This is a genomic window from Nocardiopsis sp. ATB16-24 (assembly GCF_030271535.1).
Taxonomy (GTDB): domain Bacteria; phylum Actinomycetota; class Actinomycetes; order Streptosporangiales; family Streptosporangiaceae; genus Nocardiopsis.
The window spans coordinates 102333-128368 of the sequence record NZ_JASCXJ010000003.1 but is presented as its reverse complement, the minus strand read 5'-3'; the positions used below and the strand labels follow the sequence as shown (position 1 = coordinate 128368).

The following is a 26036-nucleotide window of genomic DNA, read 5'->3' as shown; positions in this document are numbered from 1 at the left end:
TCGGGGCGCCATGGGCGCACACCTCCTACAAGGGCGCCGGGTGGGAAGCCCGGCTGTGCTTCTGGTCACTCCATCGTCGCGCTGTGTCCGTAAATTTGCAAGCCCCAAATTTCGACGGGAGCGTCTAGTGCGTGAGGGGGCAGCGAGGATTTGTGGAAGGTGCGTGAAATGTCGGGTTCCCAGAGGTCCGCCGTAAGATCAGCCCACCGGAAGACAGCGCAAAGGAGGGGCCGCGACGTGGCCAGCCCGACCCTTCGTCGGCGACGCCTGTCCCGACTGCTCTACGAGCAAAGAGAGCGCTGCGGCATGACGGCGAAAGCCGTGGCCGCTGAGGCAAAGCAGCGCAGCGGCAAGGCCCGCGGCTGGTCGGAGTCGAAGATCAACCGGATGGAAACGGGGGAATGGAAGCGTCTGGCGGTAGACGACGTGCTCCTACTCCTGGACATCTACCAGGTCACCGACCCAGCAGCCCGTGCCGCCTATGTCGCCCTGGTGCGTGAAGCCAGCCAGAAGGGGTGGTGGGCCACCTACGGCGACGTCTTGGGCAACGGCCAGTTGATCGGCCTGGAGGCTGAGGCGACCAGCATCCGCTCCTACCAGTCGATGACCGTACCCGGCCTGCTCCAGACCGAGGAGTACGCCCGCGCCATGGCGGTGGCCAGTTCGATGGGTGAGCCCTCCGACATCGACCGCCGCGTCGAAGCGCGCATGCTCCGCAAGAACGTGTTCAACCGAAGCGATCCGCCGGCGTTCTGGGCCGTGATCGACGAGGCCGCACTTCTGCACATCCCACCTTCGCTCAAGGGGCAGCTGGAGTACCTTGTTGAGGTCAGCCACCGGCCGACCATCGGAATCCAGGTGCTTCCTGTGAGCGGTGGTCTTCACGCTGCTATGACCGGCCACTTCGTGCTGCTGGAGTTCCCGGACGCCGACCCGCCTGTCGTGTACCTGGAGGCCGTCTCAGAGGAGATCTACCTGGAGTCCCCGGAGCAGGTCCGACGGTACACGCGCGTCTTCGACTTCGTACAGGCGTCTGCCCTGTCGGTGGAGGAGTCGCGTGAGCTGATCCGGAATCGCCTGTCGTCCCTGTGAGAGAGCAGCTATGCCAGACACATCCCACACCACTCACCCTCTGAACTTCCGTAAGAGCAGCTACAGCGGAGGCCAGACGCAGGACTGCGTCGAGGTCGCCGACGCCCCGGGTATGTCCGCGGTGCGTGACACCAAGCACCCCGAGGAGGGGCACTTGGCGTTCCCCTCCGGTGAGTGGGCAGCCCTGCTGTCCACCGCGTCGCGCCTGTAGAAGCAACGACAAAGGCCCCGGCTCGTGGAGCCGGGGCCTTGTCGTGCTTACCAGAAGCATCCCGCGAACACTCTACCTCGCCGAGGTGACAGCGGAAAGAGTCCCTATGCGCCGCGCATCTCGCGCAGGTGCCGTCGCACGGTGGAGGGATGCGCGCCGATCGCTGCCGCGATCTGCTCGGCGTCGTGCTCGGTGTGCGCGACGATGCGCGCGGTGGGGATGGTCAGTTGCCCGTGCTCCTGACCCTCGTCATCCTCGACTTTCCCGAACCCGATCCCGGGGTGGTCTATGTGGACACGGGGCCTGATGAGCTGTGCTTGGAGAAGCCACCACACCTGGCACGACACGAAAGCCTCTGGAGGCACGTCCAGGCCACCGCCCTATCGGTGGAAGACTCACGCGCCCTCATCCGGTCTCTGATCGACCCGACGTAGAAGGCAACAAGCCCATGAGCTTTTCCCCCACCATCCCGACCATCTGGCGCAAGTCCAGCTACAGCAGCTCTCACGGCCAGAACTGCGTCGAGGTCGCCGACCTCCCCAACGGCGCGGCTGTTCGTGACACCCAGCACCGCGAGTCGGGTCACCTGACGTTCCCCGGTGCCGAGTGGTCCGCACTCCTTGGCACCATCCGCAGGTAGCCCTGGAAAGCGAGAAGGCCCCGACCGTGGTCGGGGCCTTCCGCATGCATTACCCAATGCATTTCCCGTTGGGAAGTCCACCGGGACCCACGAACCTCCGGCCGGACCGAGACGTTCCTGGTCCGAGCAGCACCTTGAACGATGCGAACGTCCACGGCCCTTCCGCACGGTGTTCAGCGCGTATTCCCCCGTCGTCCTTCCCGCACCGCCGGAAAACCAGTGGCCCGCGCCTCCTCCCCCGGTTACAGTCCGGATACTGTGCGGACACTTCCTCAGCCACCCGGCGTTCCCGAGCACCGTTCGGCGGATCGTTTCCTGTGGTGGCTCGCCCGAAAGGAGTGGCGCTCGCTGCTGTGGGCAGGCACGGCCACGGGGACCTTCCGGATCTCCAGCGTGCTCTTCTCCGCCGCGATCGGCGCCGCGATCGACTCCGACGTCGTCCACGGGGACCTCGAAGCACTCCTGACCTGGTTCGGCGTGCTCGCCGCGCTCACCGTGGTCTCCGCCGTCCTGGTCCCCGTCGCCCACCGCGCCGAGTGCTTCAACTGGTACGCCTCCGCCTACCGCACCGTCCAGGTGGTCACCGCCCACTCGGTGCGTATGGGGCCCACCCTCACCCGCCGTCTGCCCTCGGGCGAGGTGGTGGCCGTGGGGACCGAGGACATCGACCGGATCGGCGACTTCTACGAGTCGGCCGGGGAGATCCTGTCCTCCCTGGTGGCCGTGCTGGTGATCAGCGTGCTCATGCTCAGGAGCCACGTGACCTTCGGTCTGGTCGTGCTGGTGGCGGTCCCGCTCATCATGGGCGCCATGACGCCCCTGCTGCGCCTGTTCTCCCGCCGCAGGGAACACCAGCGTGACCGGCAGGCCGATCTCACCACCCTGGCCACCGACCTGGTGGCGGGACTGCGAGTGCTCCGGGGCGTGGGCGGCGAACGCACCGCCGAGCACGGATACCGGTCCTCCTCCCAGCGGGTGCGCGCCGCCTCGGTGCGCGTGGGCCGGGTGGACGCCGCCCTGCACGCCGTGCGCGAGTTCTACCCGGGCCTGTTGCTGGTCGGCATCGTCTGGTACGGCGCCCGCCTGGCCCTGACCGGGGAGATCACCGTCGGCCAGCTCGTCGCGTTCTACGGCTACACCGGCACGCTCGCGGGAACGGTCCGCCAGATGATGCGTGTCACCTCCGCGTTCGTCTCGGCCCGGGTGGCCGCCGGGCGCGTGGTGCGCGTGCTGCGCCTGGAGCACGACCACCCCGACCCCGAGCGTCCCGCGCCGGAACCGGTCGGCCCCTGTGCCCTGCACGACCCGCGCAGCGGCGTGACCATCGCCGCACGGGGTACCACCGGCGTGGTCTGCGCCGACCCCACCGACGCGACCGCGATCACCGAGCGTCTGGGCCGCTACCGCGACGAGGAGGGCGCGGACGCGGTGCTCGTCGAGGAGTCCACGGGAAGGTCCGTGCGCCTGCGCGACCTGCCCCTCGCCCTGGTACGCCGCCGTGTCCTCGTGGCCGCCAACGACGCGCACCTGTTCTCCGGGACGCTGCGCGAGGAGCTGTCACCGGACGGGGGGATCTCCGACGCACGTCTCGCCGAGGTGGTGCGCACCGCCCACGCCGACGACGTGGTGCGCCAGTCCGCCGCGGGACTGGACGCGCTGCTCACCGAGCGCGGACGCGAGTACTCCGGCGGTCAGCAACAGCGTCTGCGTCTGGCCCGCGCCCTCGCCGCGGATCCGGAGATCCTGCTGCTGGTGGAACCCGCCTCGGCCGTGGACGCGCACTCGGAGTCGGCGATCGCGGAGCGCCTGCCCTCCGAACGCGCCGGACGCACCACCGCGCTGGTCACCACCAGCCCCCTGCTTCTGGACCACACCGACCGCGTGCAGTACGTGGAGGAGGGCCGTCTGGTGGCCGAGGGCACCCACCGTGAACTCCTGGCCACATCGCCCCGCTACGCCGCCACCGTCCTGCGCACCGTCTCCGTGGAGGACGGCCCGTGACCCAGACCACCGATCGATCCGAGCCTCTCGGCCTGCCCGGATCCCCCGAGCCGACCAGCCCCGCCGGTCTGCCGATCGCCCCGACCGGGGCGGTGTGGCGACGGTTGCGCCGCGCCGGAAGGGAGCACGGACGTCTGCTCTACGGCGTCGTGGCCCTGTACGGCCTGGCGGCGCTCAGCGCGCTGGCCGCCCCCTGGATCCTGGGGATGATCATCGACACGGTGCGCGCGCAGGGCGCCTCTTCCCGCGTCGACCTGATGGCCGTGCTCATCGTGGTGTCGCTGGTGGTCCAGGCCGGATTCACCCTGGCGTCAGTGGCGTCCTCGGCCCGTTTCGGTGAGACCGTGCTCGCGGAGCTGCGTGAGGAGTTCGTGCGCGCGGTGCTCCGCCTCCCCCTCGGCGTGGTCGAACGGGCCGGAACGGGCGACCTGCTGGCGCGCACCAGCCGCGACATCGGACACCTGAGCCACACCGTGCGCGTCGCCGTGCCCACGATGGCCGTCAGCGTGGTGACCGTGGTGGTCATCATCGGCGCGCTGACCGTCCTGCACCCCGCCCTGCTCCTGGCCTGGCCTCCCTCGGTGCTCCTGCTGTGGGTGTCCACGCGCTGGTACGCCAGGAGGGCGCCGGAGGGGTACGTGCGCGAACTGGGCACCTACTCGGACATGACCCAGAGCGTGACCGACACCGTGGAGGGCGCGCACACGATCGAGGCCCTGGGGCGGCAGGTCCGCCGGATCGTGCTCAACGACCGGCGGGTGGGGCGTGCCTACGCGGCGGAGCGGTACACCCTGTGGCTACGGTGCCGGTGGTACGCACCGCTACAGTTCGGCTACCTCTTCCCGGTCTCCCTGACCTTCCTCGTCGCGGGCCTGCTGTACGTGAACGGTTCCCTGAGCGTGGGCCAGATTGCCACCGCGGTCTTCCTCAGTCGGCAGATGGTCCGGCCGGTCGACCAGCTGTTGGAGCAGGTGGACAGTCTGATGATGGGGTTCACGAGCATGCGTCGGCTGCTGGGCGTGGAGCTGGCCGAGGAGGACGTCTCCGCCACCGACGCGCCCACGCCGGGACGTCCGGGCGAGATCAGGCTGGACGGTGTGCGGTTCGGCTACACCGACCAGGAGGTGCTGCACGGCGTCGACCTCGTGGTGGAACCCGGCGAGCGGCTGGCCGTGGTGGGCCCCAGCGGCGCCGGCAAGTCCACCCTGGGCAAGCTCGTCGCGGGGGTGCATCCGCCCACGTCGGGGAGCGTCCGCGTGGGCGGGGTGTCCATGGCGGGTCTGACCCCCGAGGAACGTCGCGGGAAGGTGGTCATGCTGAGCCAGGAGAGCCACATGTTCCGGGGGACGATCACCGAGAACCTGGCTCTGGCCCTGGACCTGCCCGACGGCGCGACGAAGATCGACCGCGACCGTCTGTGGGAGGCGTTGGCCGCCGTGGGCGCCGACGCGTGGGTGCGCTCACTGCCGGACGGGTTGGACACCCTGGTCGGTTCGGGCAACACCGCCCTGGACCCCGCCCACGTGCAGCAGCTCGCCCTGGCCCGGGTCGTGCTGGCCGACCCCGACGTGCTGGTCCTGGACGAGGCCACCTCCCTGATGGACCCGCGTTCGGCCCGGCACCTGGAGCGTTCCCTGTCGGGGGTGCTGGAGGGCCGCACGGTGGTGGCCATCGCGCACCGGCTGCACACCGCTCACGACGCCGACAGGATCGCCGTGGTGGAGGACGGCCGGATCAGCGAACTGGGCTCCCACGAGGAACTGCTGGCCCGGGGCGGTTCCTACGCCGACCTGTGGCACGCCTGGCACGGACGGAGCTGAGAGGGACGGAGCCCGCCCGTGGACCGACGCACGGGTGTGTGGCTCTTGCGCGTCCTCAGGAGGGCCACTGGTCGGGAGGAGGGAACCTGGAGGTGTCGATCTCGATGTCGAAGGGCGCTGGGAGTCGGACCTTGGCGCCGAAGTCCACGGTCGTGGCGTGGTTGTACCGGCCGTTGCCGGGCTGCTCGTAGAGGGTGACCGACGGTCCCGCCTCGTCCCGGGCGTCGATCAGCAGGTAGAGCGGAACCGGTACGTGCGCGTAACCCCACAGCTTCTTCTTCCGATCGGTGTCCCTGCTGCTCCGCGACACGATCTCGACCACGAGTGCGGCCTCGTCCGCCGGGCGGGGGGGTTCGAAGGGTCGAGGGCGATGTCCTCCGGCATGACGACCAAGTCGGGAACATACAGTCGTTCGACCGCCACGAGTTGGATTCCCAGAGTCCGACAGACGTCCCACTCGTCGGGAAGAACCCGCCCGAGCATGCGACTCACCCGGGCCGCGATGTAGTGATGGGGATCGGATGGGGGCGCCACGAGCACGACTCCGCTGTCATCGATGATCTCGGCCCGCCAACCGTCGGGCACGTCCAACTCTCGCCAGGTGCTCAGCAGGTGATTCCATCGCGACAGCCCCGCCGCCGGGGCGGCTTCTCGCACAGCCGGACCCCTTTCGCCTCGCACCTTTCGAACAAGAACGGAACGCTCCGTGCCCTCGTCCACTCGACACTTCGCAGACCAACCCCGTCTCCTCGGCGGGAACAGTGTCGACTCGGCGGCCCCGGCCTCGGGAAAAGCGAAACCGGGCGGCCTGGCAAGGCCGCCCGGTCGTCGCGGGCGAGGTCGCGTATCCGGACCTCATTCCACGGGCCCCAGAGCCCGTGGTCTCACGGACCTAGAAGTCCATGCCGCCCATGCCACCGGTCGGGTCGCCGGCGGGAGCGGCGGCCTTCTCCGGCTTCTCGGCGATGACGGCCTCGGTGGTCAGGAACAGACCGGCGATGGAAGCCGCGTTCTGCAAAGCGGAGCGCGTGACCTTGGTCGGGTCGATGACGCCGTCCTTGAACAGGTCGGTGTACTCGCCGGTGGCGGCGTTCAGGCCGTGGCCGGGCTCCAGACCCTTGACCTTGTCCGCCACGACGCCGCCCTCGAGGCCGGCGTTGATGGCGATCTGCTTGAGCGGCTCGGCGATGGCGCGACGGACGATGTCGGCGCCGATGGCCTCGTCACCCTCCAGCTCCAGCTTCTCGAACGCCGGGACGCTGGCCTGAAGCAGCGCGACGCCACCACCGGGCAGGATGCCCTCCTCGACCGCGGCCTTGGCGTTGCGGACGGCGTCCTCGATGCGGTGCTTGCGCTCCTTGAGCTCCACCTCGGTGGCGGCACCGGCCTTGATGACGGCGACGCCGCCGGCCAGGCGGGCCAGGCGCTCCTGGAGCTTCTCGCGGTCGTAGTCGGAGTCGGTGCGCTCGATCTCGTTGCGGATCTCGTTCACGCGACCGGCGATGGCGGTGGCGTCACCGGCACCGTCCACGATGGTGGTCTCGTCCTTGGTGACGACGACCTTGCGGGCACGGCCGAGCATGTCCAGCTCGGTGTTCTCCAGCTTGAGGCCGACCTCCTCGGTGATGACCTGGCCGCCGGTCAGCACGGCGATGTCGCCGAGCTGGGCCTTGCGGCGGTCACCGAAGCCCGGGGCCTTGACGGCGACGGACTTGAAGGTGCCGCGGATCTTGTTGACGACCAGCGTCTGGAGGGCGCCGCCCTCCAGGTCCTCGGCGATGACGACCAGCGGACGACCGGCCTGGAGGACCTTCTCCACGACCGGCAGGAACTCGTTGTTGTTGGAGATCTTGGAGTTGACGATGAGGATGTAGGGGTCCTCCAGGACCGTCTCCATCCGCTCCAGGTCGGTGGCGAAGTAGGGCGAGATGTAGCCCTTGTCGAAGCGCATACCCTCGGCGAGCTCCAGCTCCAGCCCGAAGGTCTGACCCTCCTCGACGGTGATGACGCCTTCCTTGCCGACCTTGTCCATGGCCTCGGCGATGGTCTCGCCGATCTGGGGGTCGCCGGCGGAGATCGAGGCGGTGGAGGCGATCTGCTCCTTCGTCTCGACGTCCTTGGAGATGTTGCCGAGCTCCTCGTTGATGCGAGCCACGGCGGCGTCGATGCCGCGCTTGAGGCCGACCGGGTTGGCGCCGGCGGCGACGTTGCGCAGACCCTCGCGTACGAGCGCCTGGGCGAGCACGGTGGCGGTGGTGGTTCCGTCACCCGCGACGTCGTCGGTCTTCTTGGCGACCTCCTTGACCAGCTCGGCCCCGATCTTCTCCCAGGGGTCCTCGAGCTCGATCTCCTTGGCGATGGAGACACCGTCGTTGGTGATCGTGGGGGCGCCCCACTTCTTCTCCAGAACGACGTTGCGACCCTTGGGGCCGAGCGTGACCTTGACGGCTTCAGCGAGCTGGTTCATGCCGCGCTCGAGGCCGCGACGGGCCTCTTCGTCGAACGCGATCAGTTTGGCTGCCATTGAGTTCTTGTCCTCCCGTGACCGGGCTGATACGCGATGGACGAGGCGTGCGCCCGCGACGGACGGCCGTGTGCGATCCGGCAACCCTGCTGCCGGACGCCGCGACCTCGCAGCCCCGTTCCGGTTAGCACTCAGCCAAGTCGAGTGCTAACCACCTCTCTTTTTAGCACTCGCACCCTGAGAGTGCAAACGACCTGATCACGATTCCCCTTCCTCCCATTTCAGCATCTACCTGCATGAACACCGCATAAAGCGAGGGTTTTCGCGGTGGGCGGACAGCGCCGCGAACTCCCGGCGAACGTTCGGGGAGGCCGCGTCCACGTGGTGGGCGACCCCGATCCGGTGCGTGTCTCAGAGCCTGCGGAAGTACCGGGCGACGGGCAGCCGGGTGTACCCCGCACGCTCGTAGGCGGCACGGGCCGGGGCGTGTCCGTCGTCCCCTCCGGTCTCGACCATGGCGACCGCCATGCCCTGGTCGCGGATCCAGTCGGTGGCGACCTCGGTCAGCGCGGTCCCCGTCCCCCGCCCCTGGTGGGCGGGATCGACCGCGAGAAGACGGATCTCCCCCATGTCGTCCTCGGGAAGCAGCCTGGCCGCGGTGAACCCGACGACCACGCCGTCGACCTCGGCCACCCACACGCGCTCCTCCTCGGCCTCCAGGCTCCCGGTCACCTCGTCGCGTTGGGCACGTCGCCAGTCCGGGACGAGGGTCCGATAGAGCTCCTCGCCCAGGACCTCCCGCAGTGAGGCGTGCACGGGTTCCCATGCCCGCAGCGCCAGGGCCGTCACCGCCTCCCTGTCGCGGTCCTCGAAGGGTCGGATGTCCATGGTGGTCATGTGCTCCAGGGTAGGAACGCCGCGTCCTTCGGGCACGGGAGTCCCCGGACCCATGAGGAAGGGGCGGTCCCGGCCCCTCCCGGGACCGGGACCGCCCCGAGTGCGGGCCGACGCGGCTCAGCAGCCCCCGGCGACCGCCGGGATGATGGAGACCTGGGCGCCCTCGGCGACCTCGGTCTGTAGGCCCTTGTCGAAACGCACGTCCTCGTCGCCGACGTAGACGTTGACGAAACGGCGCACCTTGCCGTCGTCATCGAGGATGCGGGCACGGATGCCCGGGTAGTTGGCCTCCAGGTCGTCGATGACCTCGGCCAGGGTGGCGCCCTTGGCGGTGACCTCGGCGGCGTCGTCGGTGTAGGTGCGCAGGATGGTGGGCACGCGGACGCTGGCGCTCATACGGATTTCCTTCCGGTGGAGAGTGAACGGGGCCGGTTTCCCGGCCGACACGGGTTCGGCGGCGGGGTCGTGGGCGCGGTCAGGCCAGGCCGGCGCCGGTGAAGGCGCTCAGGGAGGGCTTGATCGTGGCGCTCACGTCGGCGTCGACGGCGTTCAGGGTCTTGAGCCCGTCACCGGTGTTGAGCACGACGGTCTCGGCCTCGGGGTCGAGTCGGCCCTCGCGGACGAGTTTGCGCAGCACACCGGTGGTGACCCCGCCGGCGGTCTCGGCGAAGACGCCCTCGGTGCGGGCCAGGAGCTTGATGGAGTCGACGATCTCGTCGTCGTCCACGTGCTCCACCGATCCGCCCGTGCGCCTGGCGATGTCCAGGACGTAGGGGCCGTCGGCCGGATTGCCGATGGCCAGCGACTTGGCGATGGTGTCGGGCTTGACCGGCTGAATGACGTCGATGCCCTCGTCCCAGGCCCGCGCGACCGGAGAGCAGCCGGTGGCCTGGGCTCCGAAGATCCGGTACGGGCGGTCCTCCACCAGGCCGAGCCCGACGAGCTCCTGGAAGCCCTTGTCGATCTTGGTGAGTTGGGACCCCGAGGCGATCGGGACGACGATCTGCTCGGGCAGGCGCCAGCCCAGCTGCTCGGCGATCTCGTAGGCCAGCGTCTTGGAGCCCTCCCCGTAGTAGGGGCGCAGGTTGACGTTGACGAAACCCCAGCCCTCTCCGACGGGGTCGCCGATGAGTTCGGAGCAGAAGCGGTTGACGTCGTCGTAGTTGCCGTCGATCGCCACGACCTTGCCACCGTAGACGGCGGCCATGACGACCTTGGCCTCCTCCAGGCCCGCGGGGATGAACACGCAGGACTCGAAACCGGCCCGCGCGGCGGCGGCGCCGACCGCGCCGGCCAGGTTGCCGGTGGAGGAGCAGGACAGGGTGGTGAACCCGAAGGTGCGGGCGGCCTCGACGGCGATGGCGACCACGCGGTCCTTGAAGGAGTGCGTGGGGTTGCCGGAGTCGTCCTTGACGTACAGAGAGGTCAGACCCAGTTCGGCGGCCAGACGGTCGGCCCTCACCAGCGGGGTCAGTCCGGGGGCCATGTTGGGCAGCTCGGCGACGTGGGCCGGAACGGGCAGGAGGGAACGGTAACGCCAGATGTTCTTGGGGCCGCTCTTGATGTCCGCGCGGGTGACGGTTCCGAAGTCGTAGGCCACTTCCAGGGGGCCGAAGCAGAATTCGCAGGCGAAGCGGGGCGTGAGTTCGTAGCGCCGGCCGCATTCGCGACAGGAGAGCGCGGTACCGGGGCCGAAGGCGCGTACGGAGGTGGGTTCGGTGGCGGCAATCGCCATGGCGAGGCGTCTCCCCTCATCTTTCCTGGTGGACACCTTGTCCCCAGGCCGGAGTTGGCACCTGTCCCAGCCGCCTCGCGGGTTCGCGAGCATCGCGTGCCGGGATGGTTGCCGGGGCTTCGCAGGGCCGGTCCCTCCACCCCTCTGGATGAGCAATGTGAAGTTGTGGGCGGGTCCTCGGGGGATCCGCACGGTCACTGTAACGGACGGGTCGGCCGCTTTTCCACGGCCCGTGACCGGGGTAACACGAAGTGGCTCACATGCTGAGACGGCCCCATCGGACCCGAGGCCGTGCGGCCACTGGTGTGACAAGTGCCCCCGTTGACCCGAAGAGGGTTTGGGACCGTTGCCGGCAGGCGAGACATTAGGGTGCGCTCCCGCGTTCGCCCCCGTTCTTCAGCAGCATCTTCGAGAGGACCATCACGTGGACAAGGCACAGATCCTCATCGCCGCCAACAGAGGACCCGTGTCCTTCTCGATCGCCGACGACGGTTCCCTGGAGCATCGGCGCGGCGGAGGTGGTCTGGTGTCGGGGATGATCTCGGTGGCCACCGAGATCGACAGCATCTGGGTGTGCGCCGCGCTGTCGGACGCCGACCGGCGGGCGGCGGCCGAGGCCCCGGGGGCCCGCCTGGACCGCACCCACGACCTGGGCGGCATGCGGGTCCACATGCTGGACATCCCCCGAGAGACCTTCGAGGGCGCCTACACCGGGGTGGCCAACTCGGCCCTGTGGTTCGTGCAGCACATGCTGTACGACACCCCGAACAAGCCGTCCTTCGGATCCCACTTCCGCAAGCTGTGGGAGGACTACACCGCCTACAACAACGCGTTCGCCGAGGCCCTGGTGGCGGGTGCCGCCGAGGGCGCGCGCGTGGCCGTGCAGGACTACCACCTGGCCCTGGTCCCGCGCATCCTCCGTACCCGACGCCCCGATCTGCGCATCGCGCACTTCTCGCACACCCCGTGGGCGCCCCCGGAGTACTTCGGGATGCTGCCCGGCCAGGTCGCGCGCGAGCTTCTGGAGGGGATGCTGGGCGCCGACCGGCTGGGTTTCCACAGCCCGCGGTGGGTGGAGGCGTTCCTGCGTTGCTGCGCGAGGATCCTGCGGGCGGACGTGGACTTCGGTCGCCGCACCGTGGAGTACGGCGGTCGGGTGATCGAGCTGGGCGTGCACGCCCTGGGCGCGGACGAGGAGGAGTTGCGGGAGAACGCCTCCGGTCCGACCGTGGCCGCACGCCGCGCCACCCTGGAGGAGGCCGTCGGCGACACCAGGCTCATCGTGCGGGTGGACCGCACCGAGCTGTCCAAGAACATCGTGCGCGGCCTGGAGGCCTATCGGGAGCTTCTGGTCACCCGCCCGGAGTGGCGGGGTCGGGTGACGCACCTGGCGTTCGCCTACCCGAGTCGGGGGGACGTGCCGGAGTACCGCGCGTACACCGAGACGGTCACGCGCAAGGCCAAGGAGATCAACGCCGAGTTCGCGACCGCCGAATGGACCCCCGTGGTGTTGGAGGTCAACGACGACTACCCGCGCTCGCTCGCGTCGTACCAGCTGGCCGACGTCCTGCTGGTGAATCCGATCCGGGACGGCATGAACCTGGTGGCCAAGGAGGGCCCGGTGCTGTCGGAGCGCGACTCCGTGCTGGTGCTCTCACACGAGGCGGGTGCCGCCGACGAGCTGGGCGAGCACGCTCTGCTGGTCAACCCCTACGACACCGTGGAGACGGCGGAGGCCCTGCACCGGGCGCTGTCGATGCCCGAGGCGGAGCGGCGCAGGCGCAGGGAGCGTCTGGTCGAGGCCGCGGTGGCGCTGCCGCCGCGACGGTGGTTCCAGGAACAGCTGCGTTCGCTGGACTGAGGACACCGGTCGGGGCGCGCACGGTGTGCGCGCCCCGCTTCGTTGCCGTCCGGAAACGCCCGCGCCCGGCCTGGGCGCGTACGGTCCCCGGGGTCAGTCCCCGGAAGCCGCATCGGCCTCGGCCAGGAGCCGCTCCACGATGTCGGACTTGGCCTCGGAGTAGTCCTGGATGCGGTCCCAGGTGCGTTCGGCCAGCTCGCGTTTGACCGCGAGGTAGCGTTCGCGCGCGTCGGCGTCGGCGACGAGGAGGTCGCGGAACCGACGCATCCGCTCCGCCTCCTCACAGCCCCGGCTGAACACGTGCAGGTTGAGGTTGACCTCGGCGCCCTTGAGCACCCGGTGTTCGTACCAGTCGGGTTCCCGGATGACCAGGGAGTACCCGGCGGCTTCGAGGTCGGGCAGATAGGCGGGTTCGTCGGAGGAGTCGGCGACGACCAGCAACAGGTCGACGCAGGGTTTGGCCGCGAGGCCGGGCACCGCGGTGGAACCCACGTGCTCGAAGAGCAGGACGCGGTCGCCGAGGGCCGCACGCACTCTGGTGGCCTCTCGCTCGAAGAGGTAGGGCCACTTGGGGTCGTACTCGGAGAGGCGGACACGTCCGTTGACGAGGTTGCGGAACTCGGGTGCGGGCTCGGTCCTCGACTCGCCTCGTGAGGGCAGAGGAGACGCTTCGACGGGTGACATTCTCCAAAGCCTTGTCTCCCGAAGTGCCCACGTCAAGACCGGTCACCGTTCCTTACATATGCACGCGCACATACGGCGACACGGTCCGTGAGAGGCCCATGACGTGCAGCGACGCCGTGGAGCCTCCACCCCTTGCCCTGTCGGGTCGGGGTCGCCGAGGCCATGGCCCCTCGGGCTCGGGGAGCCCGCGCGGCGGGCCGAGGCGACGCCCCCGGTTCGGAGGGTCCGGGCGGGGAGGGAGATCGGGCTCCGAGGTCCTCCGCTTCGCGCCAGGGCTCCCTCCGGTCCTATCCGCCGCGGGGCTTGCGTCGCCGGCCGCCCTTCTTACGGCGGCCGGAGGACGCTTCCTCCGCGGCGCGTTCGGCGGCGATCCTCTGCTCCTCCTCCTTGCGCACGGCCTGCACGCCGTAGGGGTCGGCGGTGGAGCGACGCACCCACATGATCAGCAGCAACAGGCCCAGGACCAGGACCGCGCCGATCGCGACGAACCACGCCCATACCGGTACGTTCCCGGACTGCTCACGCTGGTCGATGAGGTCCTCGTCGATCACGGGGATGTCCTGGGCCGCACCACTGGCCCGCTGCTGCGCGGAGGGCACGTGCAGGGCGGGCAGACCGTCGGGGCCGGGCAGTGCCCCCTCCACGAGGGCTTCGCGTACCTGTTCGGGGCGCAGCTGGGGGTGCTCCGCGCGCAGGAGGGCGGCGGCACCGGCCGCCAACGCCGCCGCGTACGGGGCGCCGGTCACCTCGGTCTGCCCCAGGTCCTCGTTCGCGGTCACCAGGTCGGCCCCGGGAGCGGTCAGCTCGATCTCCTCGGAGTCGGGCGAACCGGAGACGAGTTCCCCGTCCTCGTCGGTCCCGGCCACGGTGAGCACGTTGGGGTCCTCCCGTCCACCGGCCGGGCCGACGACCAACGCGCCTCTGCCGACCGCGTCCTGTGTGGCTCCGGTCAGATCGACCTCATCGTCGGTCTCGGGCAGCAGGATGACCTGGGCGCCCTCCTGCGCGGCGAAGCGCACGGCGGAGGCCAACCGCCCTCCGGTCGGCAGGACCAGCAGGGTGGCCCCGGGCACCACTCCGAGCACACCGCCCTCGGCGTCCCTCCCGTGCCCGTGTGCCGCGACCAGGGCGGCGGCGGCGTTCCCCTTCTCGATGTCGCCGTCGTTGTCGCCGAACTCGGTGTCCAGCAGGATGTTGTCGACCAGGTCGGGGTGCTCCTCGTTGACCGAGGCGCCCGGGAGGGCGACGGTGATCCCCTGGCCGAGGTTGTCGTCCCACAACTCCTGTGCGGCGATGGCCTGCAAGCCCCACTGCTCGGGTCGGAAGTCGGGGATGGCGTCGGCCGCGACCGGAGCCTGCGTCGGACCGAGAAGTACGGTGGCGGCGATGGCGACGACCACCCAGGGTGGAGCGGTTCCGCCACCCGCGTGGCGTGTATGTGTCCTGTTACGGCTGTTGCCCCCGAGCACGTCAGGCTCCCTCGAACGATGCGGTCGACGTTCCACCCGGCCCTCCCCGGACCTTCGTAATTCTGTCATGAGCACAGGATTCCGGCGTGGACAAGTGGCCCGGGAGTAGGAAACGCAACTGTATCTTCGGTGTTAGTCCTGCGGTTTCGACCCCGCATCCGGCATGTCGACTCGCTAGCATGAGTCAGGCCGATCCGGACAAACCAATTTCCCGTTCAGGGGGTGTCCCATGCCGAATATCGGTCCGACCGAGGACGGTCAGTCGGCCCTCGCCGAGCGCGAACAGCGCATCCTCGCCTTCGAACGCCAGTGGTGGAAGTTCGAGGGGTCCAAGGAGCAGGCGATCCGTGACGAGTTCGGGTTCTCCGCGACCCGCTACTACCAACTGTTGAACGGTCTGGTCGACCGGCCCGAGGCCCTGGCCTTCGATCCCTTGACCGTCAAACGGCTGCGCCGCCTGCGCGCCGACCGCCGTCGCCAACGCAACGCCCGCCGACTGGGCATCCGGCTCTGACCCGCCGCCCACCTTCTCCCCTCGCGCCCCGAGGGAACGATCGCAAGGAACCCGACCACACGCGCGTGCGGCGTCCCCTCCGGGCGGGAAGGCCTCGGTAGTCTGGCGGCCCCGCCCGGTCCGCACCCGCGGCCCCACCGGAAAGGTCCTCCATGTTCCTGCCCCAGCCCGAGACGAACGCCGGACGCGCCGCGCTCGACGCCCTCCTGAAAGCGCCCCGGCAGGCGATGGCCGCCTTCGACTTCGACGGCACGCTCGCGCCCATCGTCGCCGACCCCCGCGCGTCCGCCCCCTATCCGGGCATCGTGGAGAAGGTCGTCGACCTGGCCGGCCTGCTCGGTTCGATCGCGGTGGTCACCGGACGCCCGGCGGAGACGGCGGTACACCTGGGCGGGCTGGACCGCGTTCCCGGCATCACCGTGCTGGGGCACTACGGAGCCGAGCGTTGGGCGGACGGTCGTGTGGTCGCCGCACCCGCCCCGCCGGGGGTGGACGTGGTGCGCGAGGAGCTGCCGGGTCTGCTCGACCGGTTGGAGGCACCGGAGGGCACCTGGATCGAGGACAAGGGCCGCTCCTTGGCCGTGCACACCCGACGTACCGCCGATCCCGACGGCGCCCTGGCCCTGCTCGCCCCCGCCCTGGGCGCGCTGGCCGAGCGGGCCGACCTGCGGGTGGAGCCCGGACGGATGGTCATCGAACTCCGTCCACAGGATGTGGACAAGGGGTCCGCGCTCACCGCGCTCGTCGCCGAGACGGGTCCTCGCACCCTGCTCTACGCCGGAGACGACCTGGGAGACCTGCCCGCGTTCGAGGCCGTGGTGGCCCTGCGTTCCCAGGGCATCGAGGGGATCAACGTGTGCTCCTCCTCCGAGGAGGCCACGGCCGTGGCCAAGGCGGCCGATCTGGTGGTCCCCGGTCCCGCCGGACTCGCCGAACTCCTGGACCTGCTCATCGACGCGCTCCACGGCTCCCCCCGGGGCTGAACTCCGCCAAGGTCGCCGGTGTGTCCGCGCGTGTCGGCGAACCGTCTCTCAGGACGGGGATTCGTGTGCCTGGTGAGGAGTGAGAGCGGATCTGGCCGCCGACCTCAGATCCACTAAACCGGTCCGGTCCCGCCCGTAGTGCACGGCGTTGGTCAGCACTCCCACGTACCGGCCGCTCCCCGGGTGCATGAACAGGCTCGTCCCGGTGAAGCCGTTGTGGTAGACGACCCCCTCGGGGGTGACCAGCCAACCCAGGCCCCGCCACAGCCGCGCGCCCGCGTCCACGTGCGGACGCCAGCTCATGCGCACGTAGGAGGACGGGATCGGCCCCACGCCGCCCTCGTACAGACGCAGCAGTTCCCGGGAGAAGGCGCCGAGGTCGATGGCCGTGGTGAACGCCCCCGCGTGGCCGGCCACACCGCCCATCAGCGCCGCCGCCTCGTCGTGCACCACCCCCCAGGTCGGGGCCGCACCGGGGATACGGCACTCGGTGGGGGCGACGCCGGGTGAGCGCGCCAACGGACCGAAGGCCGTGGAGCGCATGCCCAACTCCCGCCACAGGTCGCCCGCCAACCGGTCCAGGCCCGTGCCGTAGAGGCGTTCCAGGAGCAACCCCAGGAGGATGAAGCCCCGGTCGATGTAGTGGTACCCCGGCTCCTCCAGCGGATCGGCCAGGATCGCCTCGGCCAGGTCCTGTTCGGTTCCCACGTACCGCTCCAGCCACGCCACCGGGTTGAGCCTGCTGGTGTGGGTGAGGATCTGGCGGGTGGTCACGTCGGCCCCGGGAAGGCGGTCCACGTCCAGGTATTCGGACATCGGCGCGTCCAGGTCCATGATCCCCTCGGCCACCGCCCGACCCACGAGCGGCCACGTGGCCATCACCTTGGTCAGACTCGCCACGTCGTAGGCCACGTCCGGGGCGGTGTCGTTCTCGGCGTCGACCCGACCGACCGCGACGAACTCCCACATACCACCGGTGCCGATGACGGCCGTGCCGCCCGGAAGCCAACCGGCGTCCACCATCACCGTCAGGACGCCGCGGATCCGCGTCCCCGTCTCCGTGAGCCAGTCACCATCACGCACAACACGCCTCCCCCCACCTGGTCCGTACCTCGGCGGATACCCCGTTACCAGGTCGTTGTCACACCGTCCGCCTATGTGAATAGGACGAAACCCTCGCAGGTCACAGCCGGAAAGAGCGATCAGAGCCCGGCGGAGTAGTCTGACGCCGGGAAGACCCGAGGAGGACGATGAGCAGCCAGACCCCCGTTCCCGCCGGTTTCCGCGGCGTGGCCGGAAACATCGGGATCAAGGATCCGAAGGACGATTTCTTCGCGGTGGTGTCCGAGGTCCCGGCGCACGTGTCCGCGGTGTTCACGCGATCCCGGTTCGCCGGCCCCAGCGTGACCCTCAGCCGCCGTTGCGCGGCGGACGGACGCGCGCGCGGCGTCGCGGTGATCGCCCGCAACGCCAACGTGGCCACCGGCAGGATCGGCGACGACCACGCCCGCGAGGTGCAGGAACGGGTGGCCCGGGCCGCGGGGGTGGCGCCCGAGGAGATCCTGGTCGCCTCCACGGGTGTGATCGGCCGCCCCTACCCCATCGAGAAGGTCCGCTCCTACCTGGACGCGCTGCCCACCGACTTCCCCCCGGCCGACCTGGACCGCGCCGCGGCGGCGATGATGACGACCGACACCCGGCCCAAGGCCGCGTCCGCGCGGATCGGGAAGGCGACGTTGACGGGCATCGCCAAGGGTGTCGGCATGATCGAGCCGGACATGGCGACGATGCTGGCCTGGTTCTTCACCGACGCCGAGCTGGAACAGCCGGTCCTGGACGAGGTGTTCCGCCGGGTGGTGGACCGCACGTTCAACGCGCTGAGCATCGACACCGACACCTCCACCAGTGACTCCGCGGCGATCTTCGCCAACGGTCTGGCCGGGTCGGTGGACGTGGCCGGGTTCGAGGAGGCGCTGTACGAGGTGGCGCTGAAGCTGGTGCGGATGATCGCCTCCGACGGCGAGGGCGCGAGCAAGCTGATCGAGGTACGGGTGAGCGGTGCGCGCGACGACGCCCAGGCCAAGCGGGTGGCCAAGGCCGTGGTGAACTCCCCCCTGGTCAAGACCGCCGTGCACGGCGCGGACCCGAACTGGGGACGGGTGGTGATGGCGGTCGGCAAGTGCTCCGACGAGACCGACATCCTCCCCTCGCGCGTACGCGTCCACTTCGGTGACGTGGAGACCTATCCCGCCGAGGCCACCGAGGAGGTGTTGGAGCGCGCCGCCCGGTATCTGCGGGGCGGGGAGGTGGTGATCGGCGTCGACCTGGGCATCGCCGGGGGAGGTTTCACCGCCTACGGCTGTGACCTGACCGAGGGCTACATCCGCATCAACGCCGACTACACGACCTGAGCCGTGCCCTCGACCCCATCGGGTCGGGGGCACCGCACGACCGCCTCCCGCACCCGGGGAAAGCCGTGTGTCGCCGACGTCTCCGGTGTCATGCGAAAGCGCTACTTTGGACTTCCTTGTCCACACATGAAGCAGAGTGAGCGCTCTATGGCAGACCTTCCCATCGATACCAGCGTGGCCCACTCCGCGCGGGTATGGAACTACTGGTTGGGCGGCAAGGACAACTACCCTCCGGACCGCGAGGTCGGCGACCACATCCAGGAGACCTTCCCGGGAATCGTCGCGGCGGCCCGCGCCGACCGGGCCTTTTTGAACCGCGCGGTCACCTACCTCGCCAAGGAGGAGGGGATCCGCCAGTTCCTCGACATCGGCACCGGACTGCCCACGGCCAACAACACCCACGAGGTGGCCCAGAGCGTCGCCCCCGAGTCCAGGATCGTCTACGTCGACAACGACCCGCTCGTGCTCGCGCACGCCAGGGCCCTGCTCACCAGTGATCCGCGTGGCGCCACGAACTACATCGACGCCGACCTGACCGAGCCGGAGAAGCTCCTGGGCCAGGCCCGCGAGTACCTGGACTTCGACCAGCCGATCGGCCTGTTGATCATGGGCACCCTCGCCCACATCGCCGACGAGGACACGGCGCTGTCCCTGGTCCGCGCCTACGTGGGCGCGCTCAGCCCTGGCAGTTTCTTCGTCACCAACGACAGCACGAACACCAGCCCGGAGATCATCGAGGCGGCCGCCCACTGGAACGCCAACGCCTCCTCCCACATCCACCTGCGCTCCCCCGAACAGATCGAGCGCTTCTTCGACGGGCTGGAGATCCTGGAACCCGGTGTGGTGTCGGTGCCCTTCTGGCGCCCCGCCCCGGCCGAGGTCGGACACGCCGTGCACGTGGACCAGTACGGCGGAATGGCCCGTAAGCCCTGACCCGTCCACGGTCGGATCTTCCCAGAGGAAGGAGGCCGGGCACCGGCGTCGGGCGTCACCGCCCGGCCTCGCGAGGGACGCCCCTCCTCCGCACGCGTGCCGTCCCCGCCGACCGGCCTCGTCATCCGAGGACTCCGGGCTCAGCGGCGGCCCTGGCCGCCTCCCTGGCCTGTGCGGCGTCGGGGGCGGCCAGCGCCGCCTCGGCCAGCTCCCGGCACCGCTTCCGGGTGTGCAACCCCAACGCGTGGCGCACGGCGGCCGACGCCGACGCCGACATCGACAGGCTGGTGGCGCCCAGGCCCACCAGGACCAGGGCCAACAGCGGGTCGGAGGCGGCCTCACCGCACACGCCCACCGGACGCCCCGCACGCTCCCCCGCCTCGCCCACCGTCCCCACCAGTCGGAGCAGGGCCGGCTGCCAAGGGTCGAGCAGGTCGGGCAGTGCGCCCAGCGTCCGGTCCACGCCCATCGTGTACTGCGCCAGGTCGTTGGTGCCGATGGACACGAAGTCCACCAGGGGCAGAAGCCTGTCGGCGAGCAGCGCCGCCCCGGGCACCTCGATCATCACACCGGCGTCGGAGAGCCCGGCCTCACGCGCCAAGGCGACGAACGCGGCGGCCTCGTCCGGTGTGGACACCATCGGCGCCATGACCCTGACCCGTGCCGAGCTTCGCCCCGAGGCCGCGGCGATGGCGGCGAGCTGCGCGGTGAGCAGTTCCGGATGCAGGCGTGACGTGCGAAAACCCCGGACACCGAGCGCCGGGTTGGCCTCCTGTCCGGTGGGGGCGAAGGCCAGCGGTGTGTCGGAGCCCGCGTCCAGGGTTCGGACCGTGACGACACGTCCGGCGAATTCCTCGAACAGAGCCGTGTAGACGTCGGTCTGCTCCCCGATCGAGGGCGGCTCGGTCCGATCCAGGAACAGGAACTCGGTGCGCAGCAGTCCCACGCCCTCGCTGTCGTGCGCCCCCGCCTCGCGCGGATCCCCCTCCCCGACGTTGAGCAGGAGCGGGATCGCCACCTCGTCCGCGGTCCGCCCGGGGCCGGTGGAGCCCGCGAGCAGCGCGCGAGTGTCTTCGGCCCTTCGGCGCACGCGGTCGACGAACTCCTCGTCGGGCTCGACCAGGACCGTCCCCTCGTCGCCGTCGACCGCCACCCGCGTTCCGTCGACCAACCCTTCGGCTCCCTCGCACCCCACCACCGCCGGAATACCGAGCGCCCGGGCCAGGATGACCGTGTGACCGGTGGGGCCGCCATGGCGGGTGACCACGCCCAGCACGCGGCGGGGGTCGAGCCGGACCATGTCGGCGGGTGCGAGGTCGTCGGCGACCAGCACGTGAGGGACCCCGGGGTCGGGAGGCTCGGGCATCGGCCGGTCCAGGAGCAGCGCCACGGCCCGGTCCCGGACGTGGGCGAGGTCTTCCGCACGGTCGGCCGGGCGACCCCCCGCCGCCAGCAGCGACTCCTGGTAGGTCCCGCACGCGGCGTGGACCGCCCACGCGGCGGAGTCCCCCTTCCCCGTGCGCTCACCGACGCGCCGCGCGAGCTCGGGATCACGGGCCATGAGCGCCTGGGCGTCGAGTACCGCCGCCGCCTCGCCTTCGAGCCCCCCGGCCTGTCGGTCCAACAGGTCGCCCACCTCCTCCAGGGCCCGCCGTGCCCGTGCGGCCTCGTGGCCGGGGTCGTCCACGGCCGGACGTTCCACGGGCAGGGACGGCGGTGCCGCCATGCGTGCCACCGGTCCGACACCGATCCCGGGACCGGCCGGGATACCCGAGAACCGGGCGGTGCCGGCTGTCGCGTGGAGGGGATCGATCCGTGCCATGATCGCTCCGTACGTCGGCGAACGGTGTGCTGCCGGGCGACCGCCTCTCGGGTCCCCCCGTGCCGGGGACGTCGGTCCGGGACCGTGGACGGTGACGAGTGCGGTGGGCCTCGTCTCCAGCAAACCCCACGACGGCGAGCGGCGGTAGCCCCTGTGGACGAAGGTCCGACGAGTCCGACCCCGACCGCAACACCGCGCCTCTCCAGAACCACCGTCCCGACGTCCTCGCACGAGGGGGCGTCGGCGCGGACCCGGATCCGACCACGGGGGAGGCGCGCTCGTCACCCCGTCTCCCGAGTTCCGGGTTCCGGGAAGGGGCGACGGTTCGGCTCCGATGACACCCGGCGTCCACGGTGCGATACTCGTGGGCCCCGGGCGCACCCGCCGGGCACGCGGACCGAGGGGCCGCGCGCGACACGGTCGACGAGCTCCGACACGGGTCGGCCGCGCCGGCCCGTCCGACGACCCTGAAGGACCGACATGCCCCAGCGCACCGTGGCCATCGCCTCCCGACTCGGCCTGCACGCCCGCCCGGCCGCCCTCTTCGTCCGGGCCGTCAACGCGTCCGGACTGCCCGTCACGATCTCCAAGGAGGGCCACGAACCGGTGGACGCCCGCAGCGTGCTCGCGGTGATGGCGCTGGGCGCCGGGCACGGCGAGACGGTGACCTTGACGTGTGAGGAGTCCGAGGACGCCGACACGGTCCTGGACGGACTGGCGGAGATGCTCGCCAAGGATCTGGACGCCTGAGGCTCCGGCCGTGGCGCGAGCGCTGGCGATCCCCCCGCGCCACGGCTACCGTGCTGTCATGGACACCGAAGACACCGCCATCAGCCCTTCGGGTATCTGTAGGCGAGGCCGGCACGACTGGAAGCACGACCCCCCCGGAACGAAGCGGCAGATCTGCACGCGATGCCGGTCCATGTCCACCACGAACCACTGCGCCTGCGCCGAGTGCGTCCCGGACCGCTCCGAGGACTGAACCCCGCGCCGTGGCGGCCTACCCCTCGTCCGGCGCGATCCGGTGGACCTTGTGCTGGGCCGCCTGCGCGCGCGGGCGCACCACCATCAGGTCGATGTTCACGTGCGAGGGCCGGGTGACCGCCCACACGACGGTGTCCGCCACGTCCTCGGCGCTCAGCGGATCGGGGACACCCGCGTAGACGGCCTCGGCCGCCTCGGCGTCGCCGTGCAGACGGTTGAGCGAGAACTCCTCGGTCTTGACCATCCCGGGCGCGATCTCCACCACCCGCACGGGCTCCCCGCACAGCTCCAGGCGCAACGTCGCGGCGAGGGTGTGCGCGCCGTGTTTGGCGGCCACGTAACCGCCCCCGCCCTCGTAGACCACATGGCCGGCCGTGGAGGAGACGATGAGCACGGTGCCGTCGCCACCGGCGATCAGCTTGGGCAGCAGGGCCTGGGTCATGTTGAGCACACCGATGACGTTGAGCTCGTACATGGCACGCCAGTCGGCGGGGTCCGCGGTGGCGACGGTGTCGACGCCGATGGCCCCTCCCGCGTTGTTCACCAACACGTCACAGGCGGGCAGTGACTCGGCGAAGGCGTCGACGGCCGCCCTGTCGGTGACGTCGAGGGCGTACGGGCGGGCGTCGTGGCCCTCCTCGACCAGCTCTTCGGCCAGAGCCCGGATCCGGTCGACACGACGGGCGACCAGGACCACCGTGTAGCCCCGCTCCGCGAGCCCGCGTGCGGTGGCGGCCCCGATTCCGCTGCTCGCTCCGGTGACGACCGCGGTCGCTGTCATGGTGGCTCCTCCCGGGAATCGCTGTCGCGCAGAGCGTATCCGGTGATCACCGTCGGGCCCGCGTGAGGGCGTGGGCCCGTGGCCGCGCGTCGTCAGCCGTGTTCGGGTGTGCCCGCGGGCTCGGTCAGGGCGCGGTGTTCGGGACCCTGTTGAAGGCGCAGGTCCAGGCGCAGGTAGGGACGGCCTCGGTATCTCAGGTCGGACCCCCACGCGACGGTGAGCTGGTCGATCACCGCGCGGGTGAGCACGTGCACGTCGACGTGGTCGGCGCTGGGGGCCACGGCCAGAGCGCGCACGGGGGTGTCGTCCGGCAGTGCCTCCAGGGCACGACGCAGGTCTCCGGCGGTCAACGGCTGGTCGGTCACAAAGCCACTCTCCCTTTCCTCTTGCGGCTCCTCGTCCTCTCCCGAGTCGTGGGGAGGTCCACGACGCTCCTTCGCAGGCGGCGACGGGTAGCCCACTCTTTCCCGCACACGGACACCGGAACCTCCTCCCTCCCCCCTTCGCCGGGGCGGAAGGGGAGGCTGGGGAGAACGCCCCGCCGCCCACGTGCTTCCATGAGGGATGTTCCGTCGGCCCTCTCGTGTACGGGGGTCGCACGTCAGCGGACACGATCAAGGGGCGGGTTGGTTGCACGGAATCGAGATCCGGGAGCTGGAGTGCTTCCTGGCGTTGGCGGAGGAGTCACGTCCCGAACGGGCGGGTGAACGGCTCGGCGTACCACCGGAAGAGGTGCTCCGGCTGACCCGCTCCCTGGAGGAACGTGTCGGCGCCCCGTTGACGGACCCCTCCTCCCCCACGGGCGCCCTCACCCCCTTGGGCGAGGAGTTCCTCGACGCCCTGCGCCCCGCCTTCCAGAATCTGGCCGCGGTGGTGGACCGTGTCCGTGAGCGGACCACGCGCGAACGGCCGCACGTGCGTCTGGGGCTGGGCGGCCGGATGCGCGGACCCGTCACCGAGGCGGTCCGCGCGTTCGAGGAGCACGAGCCCGGAGCCCGGGTGGAGATCGTGGAGGTCGCGGACCCGTTCGGCCCACTGCGCGAGGGCGAGGTGGACGCGGCCGTCGTCCTGCTGCCGGTCCGCGAACAGGACCTGGTGGTGGGGCCGGTCTTCTCGCGGAGGCCACAGCACCTCGTGCTGCCCGCCGACCACTCCCTCGCCTCACGTTCCCTCATCGGGGTGGAGGACATGGCGAGGGTTCCGCTCATTCCGGTCCGGCAGCCCCCCGACTACTGGCTTCGCGTACACGCCCCCACCGTCACACCGCTCGGCAGGACCATCCACCACGAGCCGGGCGTGGCCACCCTGGGCGAGGGCGTGTCCCAGGTCGCGGCGGGGCGGGGCGCCATGCTCCTGTGCGGCGAGACGGACTCCCACGTCGACCGGGACGACCTCGTCCTGGTCCCGGTGAGCGGCCTTCCCGAGTCCGCGCTCGGACTGGTGTGGCCACGGGGGAACCAGAACCCGGGGGTGCCGGTCCTGGCCGCCGCGCTCGCCGAGGCCCTCGCCTAGCGGACCGATCGAAGAGGTCCCCCTCCCCGTTCCCGTCCACCGTAGGCCCCGGCCCCGGCACACCTCCACGAGCACGAAGGTGCGCCAGGGCAAGGCCCGTCAGAGAGAAGGAGCCGCCGTTCACACCGGCGACGTTTCCGGGCGACCCCCCGGTACGCCGACACGGCGTCACTTCTGCCGGTGGTGCGCCCGGTGTTTCTTCTTGGGACGGTCACGCATCTCGACATAGGGTTCCTCGGTCTCCGGCGTCCCCTCGGAGATGGCACGTCCTCGCTCGATCTCGGCGTTGAACTCCTCACCGAGCAGGATCGCGATGTTGGTGATCCACAACCACACGAGGAAGATGACCACGGTCGCCATGCTGCCGTAGGTCCTGCCGTAGGACGCGAAGTTGGCGACGTAGAAGGCGAAGGCGGCCGAGGCGACCAGCCAGAGCACCACCGCGATCACGCTTCCGGGGCTGACCCAGCGGAACCCGCGTTTGGCGTTGGGCGAGGCCCAGTACAGGAGCGCGATCATGAACACGACCATGAGCAGCAGCACCGGCCACTTGGCGATGTCCCACACCGTCACCACGGTCGACCCCAACCCCAGCAGCTCTCCGACCCGCTGCGCGACCCCTCCGCTGAGGGTGACGCCGATCACGGTCAGGGACAGAAGGACGACCATCAGCAGGGTGACGCCGACACGGATCGGCAGGGTCTTCCAGATGGGTCTGCCCTCGGGCACGTCGTAGACGACGTTGGAGGCGCGCATGAAGGCGGCGATGTAACCGGAGGCAGACCACAGGGCGACGGCGAGGCTGATCAGACCGAACACACCTGCGGCCGTCTGGTTGCTCTGGAGGTTCTCGATGGCGGTCGTCACCAGTTGTCCGGTGTCCGCCGGCATGGCCCTGGACACGTTCTCGCTCAGGGTCTGTGTGGCCTCGGGCCCGGCCAGACCGACCAGGGAGACCAGCACGAGGAGTGCCGGGAAGATCGCCAGGATCGCGTAGTAGGTGAGGCCGGCCGCGAGGTCGGCCAGGGCGTCCTTCTTGAACTCGCCGACGGTCCGTCGCAGCGACGCCCACCAGGAGGTCGGCGGCATGTCGGTCGGCCCCTCGCTCCCGCCTCGGGAAGGGTGCCCACCCTCCGCCGCAGAGGAGTTGCGCTCCACCATCTTCTGCTCCTTCCCTCACTTCCCCGCCGGCCCCGACGGACGGGACCAGGAAAGGGCGCGG

The 26036-nt window shown here is 70.3% G+C and carries 27 protein-coding genes and 1 riboswitch; of the genes, 14 read left to right on the top strand and 13 right to left on the bottom strand.

Translation table 11 applies throughout. From position 1 onward, the window contains the following. Positions 1–237: 237 nt before the first annotated feature. On the top strand, positions 238–1092 hold the full coding sequence (locus PFX91_RS04870; protein ID WP_285729714.1) for a DUF5753 domain-containing protein: 855 nt from the start codon (positions 238–240) through the stop codon (positions 1090–1092). A gap of 10 nt (positions 1093–1102) precedes the next feature. After that, positions 1103–1303, top strand: coding sequence for a DUF397 domain-containing protein (locus PFX91_RS04865; RefSeq protein ID WP_285729712.1), 201 nt, complete (start codon positions 1103–1105; stop codon positions 1301–1303). Positions 1304–1407: 104 nt separating this feature from the next. Here the strand turns inward: PFX91_RS04865 and PFX91_RS04860 are convergent, their stop codons facing one another. After that, on the bottom strand, positions 1408–1650 hold the full coding sequence (locus PFX91_RS04860; RefSeq protein ID WP_285730105.1) for a hypothetical protein: 243 nt from the start codon (positions 1648–1650) through the stop codon (positions 1408–1410). Here PFX91_RS04860 and PFX91_RS04855 point away from each other — a divergent pair. The 4 genes from PFX91_RS04855 to PFX91_RS04840 all read left to right on the top strand — a co-directional run bounded on the left by PFX91_RS04855 (position 1585) and on the right by PFX91_RS04840 (position 5764). Continuing rightward, a complete protein-coding gene (locus PFX91_RS04855) occupies positions 1585–1737 on the top strand; it encodes a Scr1 family TA system antitoxin-like transcriptional regulator (RefSeq protein WP_285730075.1) in 153 nt (50 codons plus the stop codon). The genes PFX91_RS04860 and PFX91_RS04855 overlap by 66 nt on opposite strands. Positions 1738–1751: 14 nt before the next feature. Then, positions 1752–1943 carry a DUF397 domain-containing protein gene (locus PFX91_RS04850; protein ID WP_285729711.1) on the top strand — a complete coding sequence of 64 codons (192 nt, stop codon included), beginning with the start codon at positions 1752–1754 and terminating at the stop codon, positions 1941–1943. Between the two features lie 258 nt (positions 1944–2201). Continuing rightward, on the top strand, positions 2202–3944 hold the full coding sequence (locus PFX91_RS04845) for an ABC transporter transmembrane domain-containing protein (protein ID WP_285729710.1): 1743 nt from the start codon (positions 2202–2204) through the stop codon (positions 3942–3944). After that, positions 3941–5764, top strand: a complete 1824-nt coding sequence (locus PFX91_RS04840) for an ABC transporter ATP-binding protein (RefSeq protein WP_502888249.1) — start codon at positions 3941–3943, stop codon at positions 5762–5764. The genes PFX91_RS04845 and PFX91_RS04840 overlap by 4 nt, the downstream gene beginning before the upstream one ends. Positions 5765–5819: 55 nt before the next feature. On the opposite strand, the gene PFX91_RS04835 is transcribed toward PFX91_RS04840, so the two are convergent. From PFX91_RS04835 to thrC, 5 genes are all read right to left on the bottom strand, one after another. Continuing rightward, positions 5820–6086, bottom strand: a complete 267-nt coding sequence (locus PFX91_RS04835) for a Uma2 family endonuclease (protein ID WP_285729707.1) — start codon at positions 6084–6086, stop codon at positions 5820–5822. A gap of 570 nt (positions 6087–6656) precedes the next feature. Next, the gene (gene groL, locus PFX91_RS04825) at positions 6657–8288 is read right to left on the bottom strand and encodes a chaperonin GroEL (RefSeq protein ID WP_285729705.1); all 1632 of its coding nucleotides are present in this window, start codon (positions 8286–8288) and stop codon (positions 6657–6659) included. Positions 8289–8639: 351 nt separating this feature from the next. Next, positions 8640–9125 carry a GNAT family N-acetyltransferase gene (locus PFX91_RS04820; protein ID WP_285729703.1) on the bottom strand — a complete coding sequence of 162 codons (486 nt, stop codon included), beginning with the start codon at positions 9123–9125 and terminating at the stop codon, positions 8640–8642. Between the two features lie 117 nt (positions 9126–9242). Continuing rightward, the gene (locus PFX91_RS04815; protein ID WP_285729701.1) at positions 9243–9521 is read right to left on the bottom strand and encodes a ubiquitin-like small modifier protein 1; all 279 of its coding nucleotides are present in this window, start codon (positions 9519–9521) and stop codon (positions 9243–9245) included. A gap of 79 nt (positions 9522–9600) precedes the next feature. Beyond that, a complete protein-coding gene (gene thrC / locus PFX91_RS04810; RefSeq protein WP_285729699.1) occupies positions 9601–10860 on the bottom strand; it encodes a threonine synthase in 1260 nt (419 codons plus the stop codon). Positions 10861–10873: 13 nt separating this feature from the next. After that, positions 10874–11015, bottom strand: a riboswitch (SAM riboswitch). Between the two features lie 269 nt (positions 11016–11284). Between thrC and PFX91_RS04805 the strand changes: the two genes are divergently transcribed. After that, the gene (locus PFX91_RS04805) at positions 11285–12721 is read left to right on the top strand and encodes an alpha,alpha-trehalose-phosphate synthase (UDP-forming) (protein WP_285729698.1); all 1437 of its coding nucleotides are present in this window, start codon (positions 11285–11287) and stop codon (positions 12719–12721) included. Between the two features lie 93 nt (positions 12722–12814). Here PFX91_RS04805 and PFX91_RS04800 read toward each other — a convergent pair whose 3' ends face one another. Both PFX91_RS04800 and PFX91_RS04795 read right to left on the bottom strand, forming a co-directional pair. Then, positions 12815–13405, bottom strand: coding sequence for a GrpB family protein (locus tag PFX91_RS04800; RefSeq protein ID WP_285729696.1), 591 nt, complete (start codon positions 13403–13405; stop codon positions 12815–12817). Positions 13406–13692: 287 nt separating this feature from the next. Further along, a complete protein-coding gene (locus PFX91_RS04795) occupies positions 13693–14805 on the bottom strand; it encodes a S8 family serine peptidase (RefSeq protein WP_352231627.1) in 1113 nt (370 codons plus the stop codon). A 298-nt stretch (positions 14806–15103) separates the two neighbouring features. Between PFX91_RS04795 and PFX91_RS04790 the strand changes: the two genes are divergently transcribed. After that, positions 15104–15388 carry a DUF3263 domain-containing protein gene (locus PFX91_RS04790; RefSeq protein WP_285729693.1) on the top strand — a complete coding sequence of 95 codons (285 nt, stop codon included), beginning with the start codon at positions 15104–15106 and terminating at the stop codon, positions 15386–15388. Between the two features lie 152 nt (positions 15389–15540). Further along, positions 15541–16371, top strand: coding sequence for a trehalose-phosphatase (gene otsB, locus PFX91_RS04785; RefSeq protein ID WP_285729692.1), 831 nt, complete (start codon positions 15541–15543; stop codon positions 16369–16371). A 48-nt stretch (positions 16372–16419) separates the two neighbouring features. Here otsB and PFX91_RS04780 read toward each other — a convergent pair whose 3' ends face one another. Further along, positions 16420–17454: a serine hydrolase domain-containing protein gene (locus PFX91_RS04780; protein WP_285729691.1), complete on the bottom strand. Its 1035-nt coding sequence runs from the start codon at positions 17452–17454 to the stop codon at positions 16420–16422. Positions 17455–17621: 167 nt separating this feature from the next. On the opposite strand from PFX91_RS04780, the gene argJ reads away from it, so the two are divergent. Both argJ and PFX91_RS04770 read left to right on the top strand, forming a co-directional pair. After that, a complete protein-coding gene (gene argJ / locus PFX91_RS04775) occupies positions 17622–18782 on the top strand; it encodes a bifunctional glutamate N-acetyltransferase/amino-acid acetyltransferase ArgJ (RefSeq protein ID WP_285729690.1) in 1161 nt (386 codons plus the stop codon). Positions 18783–18929: 147 nt separating this feature from the next. Next, entirely contained in the window at positions 18930–19715 is a 786-nt protein-coding gene (locus PFX91_RS04770; protein WP_285729689.1) for an SAM-dependent methyltransferase, read from the top strand. 121 nt (positions 19716–19836) lie between these two features. Here the strand turns inward: PFX91_RS04770 and PFX91_RS04765 are convergent, their stop codons facing one another. Beyond that, on the bottom strand, positions 19837–21537 hold the full coding sequence (locus tag PFX91_RS04765; RefSeq protein WP_285729688.1) for a putative PEP-binding protein: 1701 nt from the start codon (positions 21535–21537) through the stop codon (positions 19837–19839). A gap of 480 nt (positions 21538–22017) precedes the next feature. Here PFX91_RS04765 and PFX91_RS04760 point away from each other — a divergent pair, with 480 nt between their 5' ends. Both PFX91_RS04760 and PFX91_RS04755 read left to right on the top strand, forming a co-directional pair. After that, a complete protein-coding gene (locus tag PFX91_RS04760; protein ID WP_285729686.1) occupies positions 22018–22287 on the top strand; it encodes an HPr family phosphocarrier protein in 270 nt (89 codons plus the stop codon). Positions 22288–22345: 58 nt separating this feature from the next. Then, complete coding sequence (locus PFX91_RS04755; RefSeq protein WP_285729685.1) at positions 22346–22519, top strand: hypothetical protein; 174 nt, start codon at positions 22346–22348, stop codon at positions 22517–22519. A gap of 18 nt (positions 22520–22537) precedes the next feature. On the opposite strand, the gene PFX91_RS04750 is transcribed toward PFX91_RS04755, so the two are convergent. Both PFX91_RS04750 and PFX91_RS04745 read right to left on the bottom strand, forming a co-directional pair. Next, positions 22538–23302, bottom strand: coding sequence for an SDR family NAD(P)-dependent oxidoreductase (locus PFX91_RS04750; RefSeq protein ID WP_285729683.1), 765 nt, complete (start codon positions 23300–23302; stop codon positions 22538–22540). A 92-nt stretch (positions 23303–23394) separates the two neighbouring features. Beyond that, positions 23395–23667 carry a DUF6225 family protein gene (locus PFX91_RS04745; protein ID WP_285729681.1) on the bottom strand — a complete coding sequence of 91 codons (273 nt, stop codon included), beginning with the start codon at positions 23665–23667 and terminating at the stop codon, positions 23395–23397. Positions 23668–23932: 265 nt separating this feature from the next. On the opposite strand from PFX91_RS04745, the gene PFX91_RS04740 reads away from it, so the two are divergent. Then, positions 23933–24814 (top strand): LysR family transcriptional regulator, encoded by an 882-nt coding sequence (locus PFX91_RS04740; protein WP_285729680.1) that lies wholly within the window; start codon positions 23933–23935, stop codon positions 24812–24814. A gap of 168 nt (positions 24815–24982) precedes the next feature. Here PFX91_RS04740 and PFX91_RS04735 read toward each other — a convergent pair whose 3' ends face one another. Further along, entirely contained in the window at positions 24983–25975 is a 993-nt protein-coding gene (locus PFX91_RS04735) for a YihY/virulence factor BrkB family protein (RefSeq protein ID WP_285729679.1), read from the bottom strand. Positions 25976–26036: the final 61 nt, after the last annotated feature.